Genomic DNA, 5620 nt, shown 5'->3' on the forward strand with positions numbered 1-5620 from the left:
TCCACGGGGCCGGCCTACCTGTTCGCGCTGACGTCGATGCCCACCGGCCCGTGGTTGTCGCCCGACGCGGCCTGCAGGCGGGCCGCCACGACCGCGGGGGCACCGAGCCTGACTCCGAGCGGCGATCGCCCTGGCGCATCCCGCTGATCCTCGGTGCGGCGGTGGTGCTGGCCGTGATCGTCGTCGTGCTCGGCATCGTGAATCCGCGACCGCCGACCGGCATCACGACCGATCGGCTCGGTCCGGCACAGGGCGAGCGGGTCGACGACTACCTCAACGAGTCGCGAAACTCGCTGACCGGCAACGACACCGACCCGCACTGGGCTTTGCTGTCGTTCACCGATTACCTCACCCCGCAACAGATCCCGGCCGCCGCCGGCGGGTTGCGGATCTCCGGCGTGATCCAGCACGTGCCGATCGACCGGGTGCAGACACCGGTGATCACCGTCGCGACTCCGGCGGGCGACGAACCCGCGGTGAAGTCCGCCGACGCCGCGGCGGGCCTGCTCGCCGCGCAGCGGTACCACGATCAGCGCGACGCCGACGTCGCCCGGGTCACCGAGGCGAGGCTGCGCGCCGGCTGCGCGTGCACGGCCGGGCTCGTGGTGCGCGGCACGCTCCCTCAATTACGTGACCTGGCAGCACAACCCGGTGTCCGGGCGGTGCAGGCGCTGCCCGCCGACGCGATCGCCGGACGTTTCGCGGTGGCGCCGTTGCTGCCGGAAGCCACCGGGGTCGTCACACCCACCCCGGATGACGCGCCCGTACCCACCAAGTAGCCGACCAGGGCACGCCGGGGGGCGACATTCGGGCGGGTTACTGGCATGTTCTGCCATGAGACGTGATCGAGTGCCTTCTGAGGACTGCATTCGATCCGGCGACCGTGCGAGTGGATGCCGTAGCGGACGGAGTTCGGCTGGCCCGAAAGCGGCGCTGACCTACGGTAATTCGGGGTCGCCGCCTTGTTCCGCCAGCTCCCACAAGGCGCGCGCTCTGTCCACATCTCCGGCGTGATCGTAGGCGTCTGCCATCAGTTCCAGCGCCTCTGAGTCGAGCCGATCAATCTGCGCCAGAAGCCAGCAGAAGAGCTCGTCCAGCTCGTCGGGGGTCACTGGAATGTCCGAAGCGATTCGGGTTCGGCGAGGTTGTTCTCCTCGGCCAGATGTTCCGGCAGCCAGCTGGGCAGCGGCATGACCGCGGCCGGGTTGCCCGAGAACGGTGCGTCGGCGAACGCGTCGATCTGGTGCAGCAATACCTCCATAGTGCGCAAAGGTACTCCAACACCGAATGTTCGCCGGGCACAAGGGTTCTCGAGGCGAACCCGGCCTGGTCAGCGGTCTGTCACGCGCCCTGGGCGCCGACCGCGGGAATGAACTTGCCGCGGTTGCCGGACAGCCGTGACTGCACCCACCACGCCAGCTCGACCAGCACGATGCCCACCGCGCCACACAGGAACGCGGCCAGCGTCAGGCGCGGGTTCGACGGGTCGAGTTTGAAGAACTCGCGGGTGAACGGAATCGTGAACAACGCGATGTAGGCGAACACCGACACCGCGATCAGCACCACCTTCCACCACACGTACGGGCGGGCGACCAGCGCGAGTACCCACACCGCGATCATGATCAGCGTGATCAGCGCGGTGGTGCCCGCCTGGACCTTCTGCGTCTCCGAGGCTTCCGGACCGGCGTAGGCGATCAGGTAGGCCACGAACGTCGCGACGCCGATCACCACACCCGAGGGCACCGCCAGGCGCATCACCCGGCCGACGAAACCCGTGCGGGCGCGCTCGTTGTTGGGCGCCAGCGACAGGATGAACGCCGGGATGCCGATGGTGAACCAGGCCGCGATGGTGACGTGGCGCGGCAGGAACGGATAGCCGATCGGGTCGTAGCCGAAGATCTGCGAACCGACACCGGCCAGACCGACCAGGAACGCCAGCAGCACCGAATACACGGTCTTGGTGAGGAACAGATTCGAGACGCGCTCGATATTGCCGATCACCCGGCGCCCCTCCCCCACCACATACGGCAGGGTCGCGAACTTGTTGTCCAGCAACACGATCTGTGCCACCGCGCGGGTCGCCGGGCTGCCGGCGCCCATGGCGACGCCGATGTCGGCGTCCTTGAGGGCGAGGACGTCGTTGACGCCGTCACCGGTCATGGCGACGGTGTGCCCACGTGATTGCAGCGCGCCGACCATGGCGCGCTTCTGGTCGGGGCGGACTCGGCCGAAGGTGGTGTCGCGGTCGAGGACGTCGGCCAGTTCCTCGCGGTCCTCGGGCAGGGTGCGCGCGTCGACGGGGTGGTCGCCGCCGGGCAGGTCGAGCGAGGAGGCGACCGCGCCGACCGACACGGCATTGTCGCCGGAGATCACCTTGATCGAGACCTGCTGGCTCGCAAAGTATTCGAGGGTCCCCTTGGCGTCGGGGCGCACCTTCTGCTCGAGCACGACCAGCGCGGCGGGCTCGACCCGGCCGGGAGCGTCGTCGGCGTCGACCGGGCGGTCACCGCGGGCCAGCAGCAGCACGCGCAGGCCCGACGAGCCGAGCTGTTCGGCGTGCTCCGCGTCGGCGGAGGTGGGATCGAGCAGGACGTCGGGCGCGCCGAGCAGCCAATCACCCTGGGCGCCATAGGAGATGCCGCTCCACTTCTTGGCCGAGGAGAACGGCGCGACGGCGGTCTGCGACCAGCCCGGCGCGTCCGGCAGGGCTTCGGCGATGGCCTGCACACTGGCATTCGGGCGTGGGTCGTCGCTCGCGAGGGCGGCCAGCGCCTGGCGCACCTGGGCTTCGTCGAAGGCGCCGAGTGGTTCGATGTGCGACAGGCGCATGCCGTTCTCGGTGAGCGTGCCTGTCTTGTCGGCGCACACCACGTCGACCCGGGCCAGGCCCTCGATCGCGGGCAGTTCCTGCACCAGGCAGTTGCGCTTGCCCAGACGCACCACACCGACCGCGAACGCGATCGAGGTCATCAGCACCAGGCCCTCGGGCACCATCGGCACCAGCGCGGCGACCATGCCCGAGACCGCGGGCCGCCAGGACTCCTTGCTGGAGACCAGCTGGTTGTAGATGCTCAGCGCGCCAGCCGGGATCAGCAGATAGGTGATGAACTTCAGGATCTTGTCGATGCCGGAGCGCAGCTCCGAATGCACCAGGGTGAACTTGCTGGCCTCCTCGGCCAGTTTCGCCGCGTAGGCGTCCTTGCCGACCTTGGTCGCGCGGTAGGCGCCCGAACCCGACACCACGAAGCTGCCCGACATCACCGGGGCGCCGACACCCTTGTCGATCGGATCGGCCTCACCGGTGAGCAGCGACTCGTCGATCTCGAGCGCGGCGGCTTCCTCCACCTCGCCGTCGACGACGATCTGGTCGCCGGGGCCGAGCTCGATCAGATCGTCGAGCACCACCTCGCCCGGCGCGATCTGCTCGGCGATGCCGTCGCGGCGGACCGTCGGCTTGGCCTGGCTGACGATCGCCAGCTGGTCCAGGGTCCGTTTGGCTCTGATCTCCTGGATGATGCCGACCGCGCTGTTGGCCACGATGAGCAGGCCGAACATGCCGTCGATGATCGAGCCGGTGGACATCACCAGCAGGAACAGCACACCGAGGATGGCATTGATGCGGGTGAACACATTCGCGCGGACGATCTCGCGCACCGACCGGCTGGCCCTGGCCGGCACATCGTTGGTGCGCCCGTCGCGGCGTCGTTGGTCGACCTGTGCTGCGGTGAGCCCGGTCGCCGCGGGCTCCTGCACGGAAATGGACATGCTCGTCAGGCTACGTCAGCCGTAACATGGGATGAATGCAGCGCAGCTCGTCCCCGCCCGGTGTCGCCTTCGGTACGGGCGCCTATCTGATCTGGGGCATGTTCCCGGCGTTCTTCGGGTTGCTGGCGTTCGCCTCTGCCGCCGAAGTGGTGGCGCAGCGCATCATCTGGACGCTGGTCGTCGTGCTGATCGTGCTGGCGCTGGCCGGGCGGCTGCGGGCGATGCGCAGCATCGACGCGCGGACGTGGCGTCTTGCGGCCGCGGCGTCGGCGGCGATCGCGATCAACTGGGGCACGTATGTGTACGGCGTGAATTCCGGGTCTGTCGTGGAGTGCGCGCTGGGGTACTTCATCAATCCGCTCGTCACCGTGGCATTCGGTGTGGTGCTGTTCCGGGAGCGGCTCAGCCGCGCGCAGTGGCTGGCGCTGGGGCTGGGCGCGCTGGCGGTGGTTGTCCTGACCGTCGACTACGGCCGTCCGCCGGTGATCGCGCTGGTGCTGGCCTGTTCGTTCGCCACCTACGGGTTGGTGAAAAAGGTGATCCGGCTCGACGCATTGCGCGGTATCGCCGCCGAGGGCATCGTCGCCGTCCCGCTCGCGCTGGCTTTCCTGATCGTGCTGGTGGCCACCGACCGCACCGAATTCACCTCCACCCCCGCCCATTTCGGCCTGATGCTGGCCACCGGTCCGGTCACCCTGATCCCGCTGCTCCTGTTCGCGGTCGCCGCCCAGCGCGTCCCGCTGTCGACCATGGGCATCCTGCAATACCTCACCCCCGCCCTCCAGATGGCCTGGGGCGTTGCCGTCATGCACGAACCCATGCCGCCATCCCGCTGGGCCGGGTTCGCCCTGATCTGGGCCGCCCTTGCCGTCTTCACCACCGACGCCCTCCGCCGCGCCCGCCGGGCACGCCGCGACAGCTCGACCGCTGAACCGGCCGGCGAAGTCGCCACGCGCTGAACCACGCATTCCGGAAAATTCAATGCAGAACTATCGCTGTGCCGAAGTACGTTGTCACTGTGGGTATTCGGCATTCGATAACACCTGTAGCGACATCGCCGCCTGCAACGAGGTGCACGTGCTCGACAACCTCGCTCGATGCTGACAACCACAACGCACTAGCTGGATACCGGGACACGAAGCTCCCATCTCAGGCCCTCGCCCATGGTCGAGGCCGAGCTCAGGGCAGCAGTGACCCGGTTTCGATGGTGAACCCGAAGGGCGCAGGCACAGTGGCAGGTCGACCGGCGGAGATTCGGTGCGTCTGCTCGTAGTTGCCATCGGTTCCCAAGGAATAGGCGAACAGGACCGGGAGCATCTCGCCGGGGAGCTGACCTTTGAACGGGTTGATCTCGAATCGCCAGTAGTGCGGAATGCCCGCCGAAGCGTAGATCACCGGCTTTACCATGCGGTCCGGGAAAGTCGTCGACTTCGAGACCACCTCGACGGCGACCTGGACCTGCGCTGCGGGCACGCCACGACTGTCCATATCGATGGGCCGGTTGACGATCACGAGGTCGGGGATGGGCTCGTCGGAACCGATCAGCACGCCGATGCCTAGCAAGGTGACCATCTCAGCCGGGACGACCGATTGCAGCGCCAGAAATAGCGACTGGACCAACCATTGATGCTTCGGCTTGGGCGCGGCATTCACGACGAGCTGGCCATTCAACACCTCGTAACGCAGTCCGTCATCGGGCAGTTGATCCAAATCCGCGGCGGTCCATTCCGCTGAGTGCGGCACCGGCATTCCCACGGACACCACCTCCAACCTCGCTGAATCCGGGTGCGCGGGTCCACGCGTCCGAGCAGGTCGAGTTTAGCGCAACAGCGTGTTTTCCAGCTCGTCTCACTCC

At 67.7% G+C, this 5620-nt stretch carries 5 protein-coding genes and 1 pseudogene; 2 read left to right on the forward strand and 4 right to left on the reverse strand.

Annotated features, from left to right (window positions below):
- Positions 1-779 (forward strand): hypothetical protein (locus ACFWPJ_RS23040; RefSeq protein ID WP_378854461.1); only part of this gene is annotated, 779 nt, incomplete at its 5' end.
- A 159-nt stretch (positions 780-938) separates the two neighbouring features.
- Here the strand turns inward: ACFWPJ_RS23040 and ACFWPJ_RS23045 are convergent.
- From ACFWPJ_RS23045 to ACFWPJ_RS23055, 3 genes and pseudogenes are all read right to left on the reverse strand, one after another.
- Positions 939-1112 (reverse strand): hypothetical protein, encoded by a 174-nt coding sequence (locus ACFWPJ_RS23045; protein WP_378854462.1) that lies wholly within the window; start codon positions 1110-1112, stop codon positions 939-941.
- Positions 1113-1135: 23 nt separating this feature from the next.
- A pseudogene (locus tag ACFWPJ_RS23050) lies at positions 1136-1261 on the reverse strand (isomerase); the annotation flags it as partial.
- 80 nt (positions 1262-1341) lie between these two features.
- A complete protein-coding gene (locus tag ACFWPJ_RS23055; RefSeq protein WP_378854463.1) occupies positions 1342-3765 on the reverse strand; it encodes a cation-translocating P-type ATPase in 2424 nt (807 codons plus the stop codon).
- A gap of 35 nt (positions 3766-3800) precedes the next feature.
- On the opposite strand from ACFWPJ_RS23055, the gene rarD reads away from it, so the two are divergent.
- The gene (gene rarD, locus ACFWPJ_RS23060; protein WP_378854464.1) at positions 3801-4724 is read left to right on the forward strand and encodes an EamA family transporter RarD; all 924 of its coding nucleotides are present in this window, start codon (positions 3801-3803) and stop codon (positions 4722-4724) included.
- A 220-nt stretch (positions 4725-4944) separates the two neighbouring features.
- Here the strand turns inward: rarD and ACFWPJ_RS23065 are convergent, their stop codons facing one another.
- Complete coding sequence (locus tag ACFWPJ_RS23065) at positions 4945-5514, reverse strand: Uma2 family endonuclease (protein ID WP_378854465.1); 570 nt, start codon at positions 5512-5514, stop codon at positions 4945-4947.
- Positions 5515-5620: the final 106 nt, after the last annotated feature.

Origin of the sequence: Nocardia sp. NPDC058497 (assembly GCF_042720195.1) — a bacterium.
Lineage (GTDB): Bacteria > Actinomycetota > Actinomycetes > Mycobacteriales > Mycobacteriaceae > Nocardia.

What these genes read in the sequence shown, in the direction of transcription:
- rarD (WP_378854464.1), top strand. Translation starts at nt 3,801, where the DNA reads ATGCAGCGCAGCTCGTCCCCGCCCGGTGTCGCCTTCGGTACGGGCGCC.
- ACFWPJ_RS23055 (WP_378854463.1), bottom strand. Translation starts at nt 3,765, where the DNA reads ATGTCCATTTCCGTGCAGGAGCCCGCGGCGACCGGGCTCACCGCAGCA.
- ACFWPJ_RS23065 (WP_378854465.1), bottom strand. Translation starts at nt 5,514, where the DNA reads ATGCCGGTGCCGCACTCAGCGGAATGGACCGCCGCGGATTTGGATCAA.